This window comes from Streptomyces sp. NPDC005004, assembly GCF_053600675.1.
This window is the reverse complement of the sequence record NZ_JBSGAH010000013.1, coordinates 180,652-195,124: the sequence shown is the minus strand read 5'-3', so window position 1 is coordinate 195,124 and position 14,473 is coordinate 180,652. Positions and strand designations below refer to the sequence as shown.

Below are 14,473 nucleotides of genomic sequence, written 5' to 3'. Positions count from 1 at the left end.
TCGCCCGGAATGTGAGCTGGATCACTCTTGCGTTTGCCGTGTGGGCGTCCGGGCAGGCGCCGCCACGGAGTGGAGTAGTTGCTCATGTAAACAACAGAACGACCGCTCGTCTCCTCACCTTGCCGCCGAGACGAGAGGTATGCATGTCCTCCAGACTTGCCGCCGAGCACCTGTACAAGGTGTTCGGACCAGAACCGGACCAGGCAGTGCAGAGGCTCGAACAGGGCGCCGACCGTGAGGAGTTGAGGGCGGAAGGCGTCACCGCCGCCGTCATCGACGCCTCCTTCGCCGTCGAGCCGGGGGAGATCTTCGTGGTCATGGGCCTGTCCGGCTCCGGCAAGTCCACACTGCTGCGGATGCTCAACGGTCTGCTGGAGCCGACCTCGGGTCACGTCTCCTTCGACGGACAGGACCTCACCCGGCTCACCGCGTCCCAGATGCGCGAGGTGCGCGCACGCAAGATCAGCATGGTCTTCCAGCACTTCGCGCTCTTCCCGCACCGCAGCGTCCGCGCCAACGCCGCCTACGGCCTTGAGGTCCAGGGCGTGCCCCGCGCCGAGCGCGAACGCCGCGCCGACGAGGCCCTCGCCCTGTGCGGCCTGGCCGGCTGGGAGGACTCCTGGCCCGACGAACTCTCCGGCGGTATGCAGCAGCGCGTCGGCCTCGCCCGGGCGCTCGCGACCGACGCCGACCTGCTCCTCATGGACGAGTCGTTCAGCGCGCTCGACCCGCTGATCCGCCGTGACATGCAGGACCAGTTGCTGGAACTGCAGAAGACGCTGTGCAAGACCATCGTCTTCATCACCCACGACCTCAACGAGGCCATGCGCCTGGGCGACCGCATCGCCGTCATGCGCGACGGCCGCGTCGTCCAGACCGGCACCGCCGAGGACATCCTGCTGCGCCCCGCCGACGACTACGTCGCCTCCTTCACCCAGGACGTCGACCGGGCCCGGGTGCTGACCGCCGGGACCGTGATGGACACCGACGTGCGCGGCGACGAGGCCGACTGCGCCTGCGAGACGGCCACCCCCGAGACCCCGTTCACCGACCTGTGCGCGATCAGCGCCCGGCTCTCGCACCCCGTGGCCGTCGTCGACGCCTCGCGCGAGCTCGTCGGGGTCGTGCCCCGGCAGCGGCTCGTCGGGTTCCTCGGCGAGGAGGAGGGCAGCCCCGAACCCTGCGACAACCGGCGCGACCAGGGCGGGAAGAAGGTGACCGCCCATGCCTAGGATCCCGCTCGGCACCTGGGTCAACGACGTCGTCGACTGGCTCACCGGCCACATGGCGTGGCTGTTCGACTTCTTCAAGACCGTCTTCCAGGGCACCTACGACGGCATCGACACCGTCCTCCAGGCGCCCCAGCCACTGATCCTCGCCGGCATCCTCGCGATCGTCGCCTTCTGGCTGCGCGGCAGCGTCGCCGGAGTGCTCACCTTCGTGGGGTTCGCCTTCATCGACTCCCTCGGGCTGTGGGACGACGCGATGGTCACCCTGTCGCTGGTGCTCGTCGCCACGATCATCGCCCTGGTGATCTCGGTGCCCGTCGGCGTGTGGGCGGCCCGCTCGGACCGCGTCAGCGGTCTGATCCGGCCCGTCCTCGACTTCATGCAGACGCTGCCCGCGATGATCTACCTCATCCCGGCCATCCTGTTCTTCGGCACCGGAGCCCCCGCCGGCATCGTCGCCACCCTGATCTTCGCGCTCGCCCCCGGCGTGCGCATGACCGAGCTGGGCATCCGCCAGGTCGACAAGGAACTGGTCGAGGCGGCCGACGCGTTCGGCACCACGCCCCGCGACACCCTGCTGCGGGTCCAGCTCCCCCTGGCCCTGCCGACCGTGATGGCCGGCGTCAACCAGGTGATCATGCTCGGCCTGTCCATGGCCGCGATCGCCGGCATGGTCGGCACCGGCGGCCTCGGCGGCGACGTCAACGAGGCCATCGGCCAGCTCGACGTCGGCCTCGGCTCCGAGGCGGGCATCGCCATCGTCATCCTCGCCATCTACCTCGACCGGATGACCAGCGCGCTCGGCACCCAGGTCTCCCCGATGGGCCGCCGCGCCGCCGCCAAGCTGCGCGCCGTGCGCGGGGTGCGCATCCGCTCCTACCGGCCGCGTCCGGCCGTCGCCGTGATCGGCATCGTCGTGCTCGCGCTGGTCGCGGGCGGCATGGGGATCTTCGGCGGCAGCCAGGGCACCACCACCGCCGCGGACGCCGGAAACGTCGGCCAGGGCAAGAAGATCAGCATCGGCTACATCCCCTGGGACGAGGGCGTCGCCTCCACCTTCCTCTGGAAGGAGATCCTGGAGCGGCGCGGCTACCAGGTGGACGCCAAGCAGTTCGACGCCGGCCCGCTCTACACCTCCCTCGCCCAGGGCGACGTCGACTTCGAGACCGACTCCTGGCTGCCCACCACCCACGCGCAGTACTGGAAGAAGTACGGAAAGCAGCTCGACGACCTCGGCTCCTGGTACGGGCAGACCTCGCTGGAACTCGCGGTGCCCTCCTACATGAAGGGCATCGACTCGCTCGCAGACCTCAAGGGCCAGGCGTCGGAGTTCGGCGGCAAGATCACCGGAATCGAGTCCAGCGCCGGAGAGATGGCCCTGCTCAAGTCCAAGATCCTGCCCGCCTACGGCCTCGGCAAGGAGTACAAGGTCGTCGACAGCTCCACTCCGGCGATGCTGGCCGAGCTGAAGCGCGCGTACGCCGAGAAGAAGCCGATCGTCGTCACGCTCTGGTCCCCGCACTGGGCCTACAGCGACTACGACCTGAAGAAGCTCAAGGACCCCAAGGGCGCCTGGGGCAAGGGCGACGGCGTGCACACCCTCAGCCGCAAGGGCTTCGCCGCCGACGACCCCGTCGTCGCCAAGTGGCTGAAGGACTTCCGGATGAGCGAGAAGCAGCTCACCGGTCTGGAAGCCGAGATCAACAAGGCAGGCAAGGGCAAGCAGCAGGACGCCGTCCGCGCCTGGCTGAAGAAGAACCCCGGCGTCGTCGACAAGCTCGCCCCGGTGAAGAACGCGGGCGGCGCCACGCCCGCCGAGGCAAAGCGCCCCGTGAACGTCGCCTGGTTCCCCTGGGACGAGGACGTCGCCGTCACCTACCTGTGGAAGAACGCCCTGGAGCGGCGCGGCTACAAGCTGAACCTCAAGCAGATGGACGTCGGCCCGGTCTACACCGGCCTCGCCTCCGGCGACCTCGACGTCAACTTCGACGCCTGGCTGCCGTACGCCCAGAAGAACTTCTGGGACAAGAGCAAGGACCGGCTCGAGGATCTCGGCACCTGGTACAAGCCCACCTCCCTCGAAGTGGCCGTCCCCTCCTACGTCAAGGGCGTGAAGTCCCTGGCCGATCTCAAGGGCAAGTCCTCGACGTTCGACGGGAAGATCATCGGCATCGAGCCCGGCACCGGCGAGATGAACCTGCTCAAGAACAAGGTCCTGCCCGGATACGGCCTGGACAAGGAGTACAAGGTCGTCGACGGCTCCACCCCGGCGATGCTGGCCGAGCTGAAGCGGGCCTACGCCAAGAAGGAGCCCGTGGCCGTGGTGCTGTGGTCGCCGCACTGGGCGTACAGCGAGTACGACCTGACCAAGCTGGCCGACCCGAAGAAGGAATTCGGCGTGGGCAACACCATCCGCACCATCTCCAGCCGGAAGTTCCCGGAGCAGTACCCGCAGCTCACGAAGTGGATCAAGGGCTTCAAGATGAGCGAGGACGAGCTGGGCAGCCTGGAGGCACGGATCACCAAGGCGGGCCAGGGCAAGACCGAACAGGCCGTCGCCGCCTGGGTCGGGCAGCACCCGGACGTCGTACGGCGCATGACCCCGCAGTGACGACTCGGTAACCCGCGCACGGAAAGAATCCGGCCAACCACACAGCGCGAGGCGCAGCCCCGAGCGTCTCACCCCACCCGTCCGCCCGGCACCGCTCCCAGGTGCCGGGCGGACCGCGCGCACCAGGGAACACCCGCGGCGGCGACGGCATTGAAAGGTACAGCCGAGGGTGCCCGGCGGACACCGGAGGAAGGAGTGCCCGACTCCCGGGCGACCGACCGACGGCCACCGGCCCCACGGCGCCCCGGCCGGACCCGTGGCGTGAACCGTCGCGTCGGTCGTGACCGGTATGACATCGATGCGACAGACGCGCGAAACGGTTTGCCGAACATGCGTAGGGTGCAGACAACCTTGCGGACAACGTTTTGGGACACGGGTGCCGCCGAATGGGTACCCGGGCAGCCGCGCGACGCCTGAAGGAGGGAGCCGCAGCGATGGGCGACCACAAAGAGCGACAGCCCGTGCGGGTCGGCGCGGCCGTCCGGCGGCGTCGCCGTGCCCTCGAACTCACCCTCGCGGTCGTGTCGGAGCGCAGCGGCCTGTCGGTGCCCTTCCTCAGCCAGGTGGAGAACGACCGGGCCCGCCCGAGCCGCACCTCCCTGGAGAAGCTGGCCGACGCCCTGCGCACCACCGCCGTCGAACTCCTCGCCGCGGCCGACCCCGCGTGCAGCGTCGACGTCGTACGCGCCGAGCATGTCGAGGACGGCGACTTCGAGCCGCGCACGCGCCCCCTGGTGCGCGGACACCACCAGCTGCACGCCTCCGAGTTCACCGGCGACCACGACGCGGGCCGCGAGTTCCGCCACCGCAACGACGAGCTGATGTACGTCGCCGACGGCGCGGTGGAGATCGAGGCCGAGGGACGCGCCTATCGCCTCGGCAGGGGCGACACCCTCTATCTGACCGGCGGCGTACGGCACCGCTGGCGGGCCACCGTGCCGGACACCCGGGTGATCGTCGTGGCCGTCGCCGAGCACATCGAGGCGGTCAAGGACCGGTCCCGCTAGTGGGGGCGGTGTCCCCGGTGCGGGTGGTCTCCCTGGTCCCGTCCCTCACCGAGGCGGTCGCCACCACCCTGCCGGGCGCCCTCGTCGGCGCCACCGACTGGTGCACCCACCCCGCCGGCCTGGCCGTCAGCCGCGTCGGCGGCACAAAGAACCCCGACATCGCGCGGATCACCGCCCTCGCCCCCGACCTCGTCATCGCCAACGAGGAGGAGAACCGCGCCCCCGACCTCGCCGCCCTGCGCGCCGCGGGCCTGGAGGTACTGGTCACCGAGGTGCGCACCCTCCCACAGGCCTTCCGCGAACTGGACCGCGTCCTCACCGCCTGCGGCGCCCGCACCCGGCCCCGCTGGCTCGACGAGGCGGAATCCGCCTGGACCGCGCTCCCCGCGCCGGATTCGCCCCCCGCCGCCGCCGTCGTGCCGATCTGGCGCCGCCCCTGGATGGTCCTCGGCCGCGACACCTTCGCGGGTGACGTCCTGGCCCGCCTCGGCATCCGCAACGCCTGCGCCGGCCACCCCGAGCGCTACCCCCGCATCCCGCTGCCCGAGCTGTGCGCCACCGCCCCCGACCTCGTCGTCCTCCCCGACGAGCCCTACCGCTTCACCGCCGACGACGGACCCGAAGCCTTCCCCGGACTGCCCTGCGCCCTCGTCAGCGGACGGCACCTGACCTGGTACGGGCCGTCACTGGCCGAGGCTCCGGACGCGCTGGCCGGGGCGCTGCGGGCAGCCGTCCGCTGAGCAGACCGCGCAGGGTGCCGGACGCGGCGGCGGCCCAAGCGGCCAGGAGCAGGACGTAGAGCCCGGCCGCGAGGACCGCGTACGCCGTCAGCCCCGTGTGCCGGGCGAGCGAGGCCGCGCCCGTGACACACGTGCCCACCGGGAAGGTGAACGCCCACCACGTCAGCGAGAACCCCATCCCGCGCCGCCGCGCCCGGACCACCTGCGCGGCCGCGAACGCCAGCCACAGCAGCGCGAACCCCATGACCGGGACCCCGTAGAGCACGGCGAACACCGCGAGCCCGTGCGCGTACGGCTCCGGTACGACCCCGGGCGCCAGGTCCGCGACGGCGCCGGTCGCGGTGGTGGACTGCCCCAGCGGGCCGAGCACCAGGAACAGGGCCGGGGTGAGCGCGAGCGGCAGCGGGCCCGCCAGGAGGAGGCGCGCGAGGATCAGCGGCAGCATCAGCAGCGCGGCCAGCAGACTGAGCCCGAACAGCGCGAAGCAGCCGAGCAGCAGGGTCGCGCGCGGCTGCCCCGGCGGCAGACACGGTACGAGGGCCGGTCCCAGCGCTGCCGACACCATCGGGGCGACCAGCGGCAGCAGCCAGACCGGGGTGGCCTGCGCCGGCTCGATCCGGTGCCGTACGACCATCAGATACGGCACCGCGACCGCCGCCACCAGCCCCACCGCCGTACCCGCCGAGAACAGCACGGTGTCCAGCGCGACGGCCGTCCCCGCGCCGAGCAGACCCCGCCCCGCCGTCAGGGCGGCCCCGCCGACCGCCAGCAGGGCCATCGACAGACAGCCGTAGAACGGCGCCGTCGCCGGGTCGAGGAGGTGGGCGCGGGCCTGGTCGCGGTGGTGCGTCCAGTGCAGGACGCGGGCGGCGAGGAGCGCGCTCAGGAGGACGAGGGACAGCGCCCAGGCGGCGGCGAGGACCGGCTGCGGGGGCCGGACGCGCGCGGGCAGTGCGGCGCCCGCTCCGGCGAGGGCGGCGGTGCCCATGACGACGGAGTACCAGGGGGGACCGAGGTGCCGGACGCGGGCGGCCCGTACGGCGCCCTCGCCGGGGACGGCGGGTGGACAGAGGACAGGGGTGACCATGACGTCAGCTTCGCCGCCCCTACCGGGACCGACCAGGGACCTCGTCCTTATCGGGGCATAAGCTGGGTTTATGAGTGACAGCGAGGTTCCGCTGGCGCACCGGGTGCCCGATCTGGGCGCGCTGGAGCTGCTGCTCGCCGTGGCGCGGCTCGGCAGTCTGGGCGCGGCGGCGCGGGAGCTGGGCATCACCCAGCCCGCCGCCAGCAGCAGGCTGCGGTCCATGGAACGGCAGCTCGGCGTGGCCCTGGTGGACCGCTCGCCGCGCGGCTCGCGCCTCACCGACGCGGGCGCGCTGGTCACCGACTGGGCGCGACGGGTGGTGGAGGCGGCCGAGGCGTTCGACGCGGGCGCGCGGGCCCTGCGTGACCGGCGGGACTCGCGGCTGCGGGTGGCGGCCAGCATGACCATCGCGGAGTACCTCCTGCCCGGCTGGCTGCTCGCCCTGCACGCCGGACGCCCGGGGACGGCGGTCTCGCTGCTCGCCGGCAACTCCGCGCGGGTCGCCGAACTCCTGCTCGCGGGCGAGGCCGACCTCGGCTTCGTGGAGGGGCTGACCGTGCCGACGGCGCTGGACTCGGCGGTCGTCGCCCGGGACCGCCTGGTCGTCGTCACCGCACCCACCCATCCGTGGGCCCGCCGCAGCCGCCCGCTCGCCCCCGAGGAACTCGCCGCCACCCCGCTCATCCTGCGCGAACGCGGCTCCGGCACCCGGCAGGTCCTGGACGCGGCCCTCGGTGGCCTCGCCCGGCCGCTGATCGAGCTGTCCTCCACCACGGCGGTGAAGGCGGCTGCCGTGGGCGGGGCCGGGCCTTCCGTGCTCAGCGAGCTGGCCGTGGGGGAGGAGCTGGCGACCCGGCGGCTGGTGGGGGTTCCGGTGGCGGGGCTCGCGCTGCGGCGGGAGTTGCGGGCGGTCTGGCCGGTCGGGCACCGGCCCACGGGTCCGGCGCGGGAGCTGCTGGCGCTGACGCGGAGTTGAGCCGGAGCGGGGGCGAGGCGGGCCGAGGCGGCGGGGTGGGCCGAGGCGGCGGGGTGGGCCGAGATGGGCCGGGGCGGGCCGGGGTCAGGAGGCTGCCGCGTCCACCAGTGCCCGCATGACCCGTAGGTCCTCGCCCATCTCGGGGTGCCACTGCACACCGAGCACCCATCCCTCGGCCGGCGGGAGTTCGACCGCCTCCACCGTGCCGTCCTCCGCGTGAGCGGAGGGGATCAGGTCCCGGCCCAGGCGGTCGACGCACTGGTGGTGGTACGTCGGCACGTGGGCCGTCTCCTCCGGGGCGACCTCGGCGTACAGCGTGCCCTCGACCGGGGTCACCGGGTGCGTGCCGAAGGCGCCGGTCTCCACCACGTGACCGTCCAGGTGCTGGACGAGGGTGCCGCCGAGGGCGACATTCAGGAGCTGCATCCCCCGGCAGATGCCGAGGAGCGGTACGCGGGCTTCCAGCGCCGCCTCGATCAGCGCCAGTTCCCAGGTGTCCCGTTCGTGGGCGGGCGGCCCCGTGCGGGGGGAGCGCTCGGCGCCGTAGCGGGCCGGGTCCACGTCGGGGCCACCCGCGATCACCAGCCCGTCGAGGCGGGCCACCGCGGCGGCGGCGCGCTCGGGACCGTCCGGCGGGAGCAGGGCCGCGATGCCTCCGGCGCGCTGCACCAGGCGGTGATAGGCGGCGGGCAGCAGGGCGGCGGGGAGTTCCCACACACCCCAGCGGGCGGCGCCCTCCAGGTAGGTGCTCACGCCGATCAAGGGCGGCTGTCCGGTCACGCTGCGCTCCCGTCGTACAAAGGTATCGTCTCCTACCTTTGCAGAACCCGGCTCACGCCAGGAAGCCCCGCAGCAGCGCCGCCGTGCCCGCGCAGTGCTCGCGCGCGATCTCCCGGGCGGCCTCCGCGTCGCCGGTGAGCACCGCCTCCACCAGGGCGGTGTGCTGGCGCTGGGAGTGCTCCAGGTTGCGCACCAACAGCGGGATGCAGTCGAGGAGTTCGTTGACGCTCGCCCGTACCGCCGCGTACCGCGCCGCCAGCGACGGAGAGCCGCACAGCTCGGCCAGGGTCAGGTGCAGCAGGGTGTCCAGGCGGCGGTAGTCCGCGAGCGGGGCGTCGTGGGTGCGCTCCAGGGCCCGCCGCAGCCGGACAGCGCCGTCCTCGGTGAGCCCGTGCGCCGCGCAGAGTCCGGCCGCGCCGGTCTCCAGCACCTCGCGGAAGCGGAGGACGTCCTCGATGTCGACCTCGCTGACGCGCCGCCGCAGTTCGTCCTCGCCGCCCGCGTCCGCGCGGGGCCGTACGAACGTGCCGCCGTACCGGCCGCGCCGCGACTCGACCAGGCCCTGGTCGTGCAGCACCTTGAGGACCTCGCGCAGGGTGACGCGGCTGATCCCGAGACGTTCGGCCAACTCCCGCTCCGCGGGCAGCCGGTCGCCACCGGGCACCAGTCCGAGGCGGACCACCTGGAGGATCTGCTCCAGAGCCTCCTCGAAACCGTTGCCCGCGCGCACGGGGCGCAGCACGGCGCCGAGGCGGTCGGCGGGCTCGCAAGCGCCGGCTCCCGGGGCGTGAGTCTCCGGTGGGCGAGTCTCCCGTACGTGGGTGTCCCGTATGTCGGTGTCCCGCGGCATCCGGCCGCGCCCCCTTCCCAAGCAATGGTCTCCGGCAATACCTTATGGCCACCGGACCGGCCGCACCGCGCGAAGGAGCCTAAGGAGGCTTTTCTGGTGGCAGACCGCACACCCCCGCTGACCGTCGAGGAACTGCGGGCGCTCGTCGCCGGCGGCGAGATCGACACCGTCGTCCTCGCCTTCCCCGACATGCAGGGGCGGCTCCAGGGCAAGCGGTTCGCCGCGCGCTTCTTCCTCGACGAGGTCCTCGGCCACGGCACCGAGGGCTGCAACTACCTGCTCGCCGTCGACACCGAGATGAACACCGTCGACGGCTACGCCATGTCCTCCTGGGACCGCGGCTACGGCGACTTCGCCATGCGTCCCGACCCCGCCACCCTGCGCCGTCTGCCCTGGCACCCCGGCACCGCGTTCCTGCTGGCCGACCTCGCCTGGGAGGACGGCACCCCGGTCACCGCCGCCCCGCGCCAGATCCTGCGCCGCCAGCTCGACCGGCTCGCCGCGCTCGGCTACACCGCCCAGGTCGGCACCGAGCTGGAGTTCATCGTCTTCAAGGACAGCTACGAGCGGGCCTGGGACGCCAACTACCGGGACCTCACCCCGGTCAACCAGTACAACGTCGACTACTCCATCCTCGGCACCGGCCGCGTCGAGCCCCTGCTGCGCCGCCTGCGCAACGACATGGCGGGCGCCGGGCTCACCGTGGAGTCCGCCAAGGGCGAGTGCAACCCCGGCCAGCACGAGATCGCCTTCCGCTACGACGAGGCTCTGGTCACCTGCGACCACCACGCGCTGTACAAGACCGGCGCGAAGGAGATCGCCGCGCAGGAGGGGGTGTCCCTGACGTTCATGGCGAAGTTCAACGAACGCGAGGGCAACTCCTGCCACATCCACCTCTCGCTGGCCGACGCCTCCGGGGGCAACGCGATGGCGGGGCCCGACGGGATGTCCGACGTGATGCGGCACTTCCTGGCGGGACAGCTCGCGGCGCTGCGGGACTTCTCCCTGCTCTACGCGCCCAACATCAACTCGTACAAGCGCTTCCAGCCGGGCTCCTTCGCGCCCACCGCCGTCGCGTGGGGGTACGACAACCGGACCTGTGCGCTGCGGGTGGTCGGCCACGGGCGCTCGCTCCGCTTCGAGAACCGGCTGCCGGGCGGCGATGTGAACCCGTACCTCGCTGTCGCCGGGCTCGTCGCGGCCGGGCTGTACGGCATCGAGCAGGGGCTCGAACTGCCCGAGCCGTGCGCGGGCAACGCCTACGCCGCCGAGTACGACCACGTGCCCGCGACCCTGCGCGAGGCCGCCGACGTGTGGGCGGCGAGCGCACTGGCGAAGGAGGCGTTCGGGGAGGAGGTCGTGGCGCACTACCTGAACATGGCGCGGGTGGAACTGGCCGCCTTCGACGCGGCGGTGACGGACTGGGAGCTGCGGCGATCGTTCGAACGGCTGTGAACCGGGTTCACGGGGAGCAGGGGTGACGGCCGGTACACGCTGATCGGGGCGTGTGAACTGCTCCGTGTGCCAGACGCCTGTGAGCGGCGTCGGCCGTCAGGACGCCGTGAACCGTTCTCCCCGCCGAGCCCCTGTGAACCGCGCCGGCTGCCAGGCGCCTGTGAACCGCCCCGCCCACTCCGCGGCCCGTGGATCGTCTCGCCCATCCGGCGTCTGTGAACCGCCCCCGCCCGCCGAGCCCCTGTGAACCCCCCTCCTCGCCCCACCCCCGTGAACCGCCCTCCCCGAAAGGTCACCCCTTGACGGACCCGCAAGAACTTCAGGTGGTCAACCCCGCCACGGAGGAACTCCTCGCCACCGTTCCCGCCGCGAGCGAGGACGACGTGGCAGCCGCCGTCACCCGCGCCGCCCGCGCGCAGGAGACCTGGGCCGCCCTCGCCCCCGCCGACCGTGCCCGGCTGCTGCGCCGCTTCGCCGATGCCGTCGACGCCCACACCGAGGAGCTCGCCCGCATCGAGGTCCGCGAGGCCGGTCACACGATCGGCAACGCCCGCTGGGAGGCCGGCAACGCCCGCGACCTCCTCCTCTACGCGGCCGGTGGCATCGAACGGCTCCTGGGCAAGCAGATCCCCGTGCCCGGCGGCTGGGACGTCACCTTCCACGAACCGCTCGGCGTGGTCGGCGTCATCGCCCCCTGGAACTTCCCCATGCCCATCGCCGCCTGGGGCTCCTTCCCGGCCCTGGCCGCGGGCAACGCCGTCGTCCTCAAGCCCGCCGAGGCCACCCCGCTCACCGCGCTCCGCCTGGCCGAACTCGCCCTGGAGGCGGGTCTGCCCGAGCACCTCTTCCAGGTGCTGCCGGGCTACGGCCACACCGCCGGACGCGCCCTGGTCGAGCACCCCGGTGTGGCCAAGATCGTGTTCACCGGCTCCACCCGCACCGGCCGCGAGGTGATGGAACGCTGTGCCCGGCAGGTCAAGCCGGTCACCCTGGAACTCGGCGGCAAGAGCCCCAACGTCGTCTTCGCCGACGCCGACCTCGAAACCGCCCTCGACCCCTTCTCCTTCCTCGACAACTCCGGCCAGGACTGCTGCGCCCGCACCCGCGTCCTGGTGCAGGAGGAGGTCTACGAGGAGGCCCGCGCCTTCCTCGCCGACGCGCTCGCCGCCGTCGTCGTAGGCGACCCCGCCGACGAGAAGACGCAGATGGGCCCGCTGATCTCGCGCGCCCAGCTCGACCGCGTCCGCTCCTACGTCCCCGACGGCGCCCCCGCCCTGCGCGGCACCGCGCCCGAAGGACCCGGCTTCTGGTTCCCGCCGACCGTCCTCACCGACGCGACCCCCGACAGCCCGGCCGCCCGCGAGGAGATCTTCGGACCCGTCGCCGTCCTGCTGCCCTTCACCGACGAGCGGGACGCGATCCGGCTCGCCAACGACACCCCCTACGGGCTCTCCGGGTCCGTCTGGACCCGCGACCTCGGCCGCGCCCTGCGCGTCACCCAGGCCGTCCGCGCGGGCAACCTGTCCGTCAACTCCCACTCCAGCGTCCGCTACTGGACCCCGTTCGGCGGCTTCAAGCAGTCCGGACTCGGCCGCGAACTCGGCCCCGACGCCCTGACCGCCTTCACCGAGACCAAGAACGTCTTCATCAGCACGGAGGGCCCCGCACTGTGACCGAGAACCCTGTCTGCCGCCGCCTGGTCGGCCGTACCGCCGTCGTCACCGGAGCCGGGAGCGGCATCGGCCTGGCCACCGCGCGTCGCCTGGCCGCCGAGGGCGCGCACGTCGTCTGCGCCGACATCGACGAGACCGCCGGAAAGGCCGCCGCCGAGGAGACCCGCGGGCTCTTCGTCCAGACCGACGTCACCGATCCCGAGCAGGTCGAGGCGCTGTTCCAGGCCGCCTTCGACACCTACGGCAGCGTCGACGTCGCCTTCAACAACGCCGGTATCTCACCGCCCGACGACGACTCCATCCTCGACACCGGCCTCGAGGCGTGGAAGCGGGTCCAGGAGGTCAACCTCACCTCCGTCTACCTGTGCTGCAAGGCCGCGATCCCCTACATGCGCCGCCAGGGCAAGGGCTCCATCATCAACACCGCCTCCTTCGTGGCCCGGATGGGCGCGGCCACCTCGCAGATCTCCTACACCGCCTCCAAGGGCGGCGTCCTCGCCATGTCCCGCGAACTCGGCGTGCAGTTCGCCCGCGAGGGCATCCGCGTCAACGCCCTGTGCCCCGGACCCGTCAACACCCCGCTCCTGCGAGAGCTGTTCGCCAAGGACCCCGAGCGCGCCGCCCGCCGCCTCGTCCACATCCCGCTCGGCCGCTTCGCCGAGGCCGACGAGATCGCCGCCGCCGTCGCCTTCCTGGCCAGCGACGACTCCTCCTTCGTCAACGCCACCGACTTCCTGGTGGACGGAGGAATCTCCGGCGCGTACGTAACACCCCTGTAGCAGAACGGTGTACGGTCCCCGTCCTATGCGACAGCTTCTCGCCTGGACCCTGGCCGCGGCCGCCGCCCTGGCGGCCGCCCCGCCCCTCGCCCCCACCGCGGCGGCAGCCGACTCCAACTGCCCGAGACTGAGCACCAGTTGGTACGGCGACAACCGCGCCCGACTGCAACACGTCATCGACGCGTACGGCACCTGCACCGGACACCGGGGCGCGGTCGCCGCGTTCGACTGGGACAACACCATCACCAAGAACGACGTCACCGACGCGACCATCTCCTGGGCGCTGCGCCACGACGTCCTGCCCCGCCCGGCCCGCTGGAAGGACACCAGCGCCTGGATGACCGACGCCGCCGACCGCGCGCTCACGGCGGCCTGCGGCACCGGCGCGGGCGTCTCCCTGCGGACCTCGAAGCTGCCCCGCTGCACCGACGAGATCCTGGAGATCCGCGAGAACGCCAGGACGATGAGCGGCGCCCCCGCCTTCGCCGGCACCTGGAACCACCGGCACACCGTCCCGCAGTACGCCTGGGTGCCCCAGCTCTTCGCGGGGCGCACCGTCGCCCAGCTCACCTCCTACGCGAGCGCCGCCCGCCGCGAGGCACTCGCCGCCCCCGTCGGCGCCACCCGCACCCTCGGCACCCACACCGTCCCCGCCTACGTCCGCTACTACGACCAGCAGCGCGACCTCGTCCGCACCCTCCAACGGGCCGGATTCCGCGTCTACATCGTCTCCGCGGGCTCCGAACCGGTCACCGAGGTCTGGTCCCGCGCCATCGGCGTCGACGCCGCGCACACCATCGCCATCCGCTCCGTCCTCGACCGCCACGGCCGCATCACCTACGCCAACGAGGGCTGCGGCGGCGTCCCGGCGGGCAAGGGCACCGCGATCCCGTACATCGACGGCAAGCGGTGCTGGATCAACCAGGACATCTACAAGATCCACGGTCCCGCCGCCTGGAAGAGGCAGCCCGCCGCCCAGCGCATCGCCATCGGCGGCGGCGACGCGGACACCGACGTCACCTTCGTCGGCGACGCCACCGGCGCCCACCTCGTCCTCAACCGCAACAAGGCCGAGGTGATGTGCCGGGCCTACGACAACGCCGACGGACGCTGGGTGATCAACCCCATGTTCATCGACCCGCTGCCCCGCAAGTCCGATCCGTACGCCTGCTCCACCACCGCCTACAACGCCCCCGACGGCAGCCGCGCGCCGGTGCGGCGTCCGGACGGCTCGGTGGTGCCGGACCAGGCGGACACCGTGTACTGACCTGCCGGCTCACGGACAG

12 protein-coding genes are annotated in these 14,473 nt (G+C 72.4%); 9 read left to right on the top strand and 3 right to left on the bottom strand.

Features of this window, described 5'->3' with window-relative positions; genetic code table 11:
- The first annotated feature begins 143 nt into the window (after window positions 1–143).
- From ACWEEU_RS20605 to ACWEEU_RS20590, 4 genes are all read left to right on the top strand, one after another.
- Complete coding sequence (locus ACWEEU_RS20605) at window positions 144–1,232, top strand: quaternary amine ABC transporter ATP-binding protein (RefSeq protein WP_451734071.1); 1,089 nt, start codon at window positions 144–146, stop codon at window positions 1,230–1,232.
- The gene (locus ACWEEU_RS20600) at window positions 1,225–3,840 is read left to right on the top strand and encodes an ABC transporter permease/substrate binding protein (RefSeq protein WP_451734069.1); all 2,616 of its coding nucleotides are present in this window, start codon (window positions 1,225–1,227) and stop codon (window positions 3,838–3,840) included. The genes ACWEEU_RS20605 and ACWEEU_RS20600 overlap by 8 nt, the downstream gene beginning before the upstream one ends.
- 434 nt (window positions 3,841–4,274) lie before the next feature.
- A complete protein-coding gene (locus ACWEEU_RS20595; protein WP_385746204.1) occupies window positions 4,275–4,847 on the top strand; it encodes a helix-turn-helix domain-containing protein in 573 nt (190 codons plus the stop codon).
- An 8-nt stretch (window positions 4,848–4,855) separates the two neighbouring features.
- Window positions 4,856–5,587, top strand: a complete 732-nt coding sequence (locus tag ACWEEU_RS20590; protein ID WP_451734112.1) for a helical backbone metal receptor — start codon at window positions 4,856–4,858, stop codon at window positions 5,585–5,587.
- Here ACWEEU_RS20590 and ACWEEU_RS20585 read toward each other — a convergent pair.
- Window positions 5,499–6,674 (bottom strand): SLAC1 family transporter, encoded by a 1,176-nt coding sequence (locus ACWEEU_RS20585; protein ID WP_451734066.1) that lies wholly within the window; start codon window positions 6,672–6,674, stop codon window positions 5,499–5,501. The genes ACWEEU_RS20590 and ACWEEU_RS20585 overlap by 89 nt on opposite strands.
- Before the next feature lie 70 nt (window positions 6,675–6,744).
- Between ACWEEU_RS20585 and ACWEEU_RS20580 the strand changes: the two genes are divergently transcribed.
- Window positions 6,745–7,650, top strand: coding sequence for a LysR family transcriptional regulator (locus tag ACWEEU_RS20580; protein ID WP_385746210.1), 906 nt, complete (start codon window positions 6,745–6,747; stop codon window positions 7,648–7,650).
- An 84-nt stretch (window positions 7,651–7,734) separates the two neighbouring features.
- Here the strand turns inward: ACWEEU_RS20580 and ACWEEU_RS20575 are convergent, their stop codons facing one another.
- Window positions 7,735–8,430, bottom strand: a complete 696-nt coding sequence (locus tag ACWEEU_RS20575) for a gamma-glutamyl-gamma-aminobutyrate hydrolase family protein (RefSeq protein WP_451734064.1) — start codon at window positions 8,428–8,430, stop codon at window positions 7,735–7,737.
- A gap of 52 nt (window positions 8,431–8,482) precedes the next feature.
- Window positions 8,483–9,280 carry a FadR/GntR family transcriptional regulator gene (locus ACWEEU_RS20570; protein ID WP_451734062.1) on the bottom strand — a complete coding sequence of 266 codons (798 nt, stop codon included), beginning with the start codon at window positions 9,278–9,280 and terminating at the stop codon, window positions 8,483–8,485.
- A 96-nt stretch (window positions 9,281–9,376) separates the two neighbouring features.
- On the opposite strand from ACWEEU_RS20570, the gene ACWEEU_RS20565 reads away from it, so the two are divergent.
- The 4 genes from ACWEEU_RS20565 (at window position 9,377) to ACWEEU_RS20550 (ending at window position 14,454) form a co-directional block, all read left to right on the top strand.
- Window positions 9,377–10,735 (top strand): glutamine synthetase family protein, encoded by a 1,359-nt coding sequence (locus ACWEEU_RS20565; RefSeq protein WP_451734060.1) that lies wholly within the window; start codon window positions 9,377–9,379, stop codon window positions 10,733–10,735.
- 299 nt (window positions 10,736–11,034) lie between these two features.
- Window positions 11,035–12,408, top strand: coding sequence for an aldehyde dehydrogenase family protein (locus ACWEEU_RS20560; RefSeq protein WP_451734058.1), 1,374 nt, complete (start codon window positions 11,035–11,037; stop codon window positions 12,406–12,408).
- Window positions 12,405–13,187 carry a 3-oxoacyl-ACP reductase gene (locus ACWEEU_RS20555; RefSeq protein WP_451734056.1) on the top strand — a complete coding sequence of 261 codons (783 nt, stop codon included), beginning with the start codon at window positions 12,405–12,407 and terminating at the stop codon, window positions 13,185–13,187. Before ACWEEU_RS20560 ends, ACWEEU_RS20555 begins: the two co-directional genes overlap by 4 nt.
- A gap of 25 nt (window positions 13,188–13,212) precedes the next feature.
- A complete protein-coding gene (locus ACWEEU_RS20550; protein WP_451734054.1) occupies window positions 13,213–14,454 on the top strand; it encodes a haloacid dehalogenase-like hydrolase in 1,242 nt (413 codons plus the stop codon).
- Window positions 14,455–14,473 lie beyond the last annotated feature (19 nt).